The sequence below is a fragment of the Ramlibacter sp. genome, assembly GCF_035706265.1.
Classification (GTDB): domain Bacteria; phylum Pseudomonadota; class Gammaproteobacteria; order Burkholderiales; family Burkholderiaceae_C; genus Ramlibacter.
Genome location: NZ_DASSVG010000209.1, coordinates 1 through 2172 on the forward strand (window position 1 = coordinate 1; position 2172 = coordinate 2172).

Below are 2172 nucleotides of genomic sequence, written 5' to 3' on the forward strand. Positions count from 1 at the left end.
CGCCAAGGCGCTGCGGCCCGACGGCAAGCTGGTGGAAGTGGAGCTCGAAAGCGGCGCCACCCTCAAGGGCCGGACGGTGATCCTGTCCACCGGCGCGCGCTGGCGCACGCTCGGCGTGCGCGGCGAACAGGAGTACCGCAACAAGGGCGTGACCTTCTGCCCCCACTGCGACGGCCCGCTGTTCAAGGGCAAGGCGGTGGCGGTGATCGGCGGCGGCAACTCCGGCGTCGAGGCCGCGATCGACCTCGCCGGGATCGTGAAGCACGTGACGCTGGTGGAGTTCGGCACCGAGCTGCGCGCCGACGCGGTGCTGCAGCGCAAGCTGAAGTCGCTGCCCAACGTGGACGTGATCCTCAACGCGCAGACGACCGAAGTGGCCGGCGACGGCCACAAGGTGAACGCGCTGGTTTACAAGGATCGCGCCAGCGGGGAGGAGAAGCGCCTCGCGGTCGAAGGGGTGTTCGTGCAGATCGGCCTGGTACCCAACACCGAATGGCTCAAGGGCACCGTGGAGCTCTCGCGCACCGGCGAGATCGTGGTCGACGCGCGCGGCCAGACCTCGCTGCCGGGCGTGTTCGCCGCGGGCGACTGCACGACGACGCCGTTCAAGCAGATCATCATCGCCGCCGGCGACGGCGCGAAGGCGGCGCTCGGCGCCTTCGACCATCTGATCCGCTCGTAAGCCGCCGCAGGCGGGGCGCTCGTTGGTCGCCCCGCCTGTTGCTGCGCGACTTCTTGCGCCACAATGACCGCCAACAAGACCAACGGGAGCACCCGACCATGCAAGGCGATCCGCAAGTCATCCACCACCTTCAGGCGCAACTGAAGAACGAGCTGACGGCCACCAACCAGTACTTCCTCCACTACCGCATCCTCGATCACTGGGGCTTCGAGCGGCTGGCGAAGAAGGAGCGCGAGGAGTCGATCGGGGAGATGAAGCACGCGGACCGCCTGATGGAGCGGATCCTGATGCTGGACGCGCTGCCCAACCTGCAGGACCTGGGCAAGCTGCTGGTGGGCGAGGACGTGCCGGAGATCCTGAACTGCGACCTGCAGATGGAGCGCGGCGCCCAGGCCGAACTCAAGGCCGGCATCGCGCATGCCGAGAGCGTGCGCGACTACGTCTCGCGCGAGCTGCTGGAAGACATCCTCGAGGACACGGAGGAACACATCGACTGGCTGGAAACCCAGCTCGACCTGCTCAACAAGGTCGGCCTGCAGAACTACCTGCAGTCCGCGATGGGGGAGGGGTCTTCCTGAACCTGGGGGCCGGCAGGCGGTCCGAGCCCTGAGGTCCTGCTGCCGGGCAGCAAATTTCGGCCCATGACCTTCACTTGACTTGCTCTAGCGCAAATACTGCGCACAGGGTCTTTGCAAATGCGAAGGATTCGCATTTATACTAGACCCAGTTTCAAAACACGCAAGTCCTGGAAGTCATCATGATCGTCTGTGTCTGCCGCCGCGTCTCCGACCGCGAAATCGCCCGCCACGCCCGGGCCGGCATGAGTTTCGACGACATCCAGTTCGAGCTCGGCGTCGCCACCCAGTGCGGCCAGTGCGAGGGCTGCGCCCGCGAAGTCCACGCCCAGTGCGCCTGCGCCGGCGTGGCCTCGCTGCACTGCGCCACCGAGACCGTCAAGGAAAGCCGCGAATGGCCGCAATCGTCCTCGGTGGCGGCCTGATCCTCGCCCTGGCCGCCGCGTGGTGGGTTTTCACCCGCTGACGACCCCCTCACCCCAACCGACAATGGTCTCCGTTTCGCAGAGCCCAAGCGCAGCCATGCCCGTGTCCCGCAACGCGCTGATCGCCGGCAGCGTCGTGCTGCTGCACGTGGGCGCGCTCTGGGCCTTGCAGACCGGGCTGCTGCGCCGGACGATCGAGACCGTCGTGCCGGTCGAGCTCCTCACGGCCAGCCTGGTCACGCCGCCGGCGCCGCGCATCGAGGCGCCGCCGCAGGTGGAACCGCCGCCCAAGGTCGAGCCGCCGCCGCGGATCGAACCACCCAAGCCGCCCGAACCCAAGCCCGTCGCGCGGCCGAAGCCCGTGCTGCGCAAGAGCATTCCGGTGCCGGCTCCCGCGCCGCAGCCGGTCGCTGCGCCGGAAGCGCCGCCCTCCCCCATTGCCGTCACCGGCACGCCCGAGCCGCAGCCTGCGCCGCCACCGGTGGCCGCG

At 68.5% G+C, this 2172-nt stretch carries 3 protein-coding genes and 1 pseudogene; all 4 read left to right on the forward strand.

Annotation, left to right across the window (positions count from 1 at the left end; all coding sequences use genetic code 11):
- The coding region (locus tag VFM98_RS07745) for an FAD-dependent oxidoreductase (protein ID WP_325109337.1) at nt 1–682 on the forward strand (682 nt) is incomplete at its 5' end.
- Between the two features lie 98 nt (nt 683–780).
- On the forward strand, nt 781–1260 hold the full coding sequence (gene bfr / locus VFM98_RS07750; protein WP_325109338.1) for a bacterioferritin: 480 nt from the start codon (nt 781–783) through the stop codon (nt 1258–1260).
- 179 nt (nt 1261–1439) lie between these two features.
- Complete coding sequence (locus VFM98_RS07755; RefSeq protein WP_325109339.1) at nt 1440–1682, forward strand: (2Fe-2S)-binding protein; 243 nt, start codon at nt 1440–1442, stop codon at nt 1680–1682.
- A 97-nt stretch (nt 1683–1779) separates the two neighbouring features.
- A pseudogene (locus VFM98_RS07760) lies at nt 1780–2172 on the forward strand (energy transducer TonB); the annotation flags it as partial.

What these genes read in the sequence shown, in the direction of transcription:
- VFM98_RS07755 (WP_325109339.1), top strand. Translation starts at nt 1,440, where the DNA reads ATGATCGTCTGTGTCTGCCGCCGCGTCTCCGACCGCGAAATCGCCCGC.
- bfr (WP_325109338.1), top strand. Translation starts at nt 781, where the DNA reads ATGCAAGGCGATCCGCAAGTCATCCACCACCTTCAGGCGCAACTGAAG.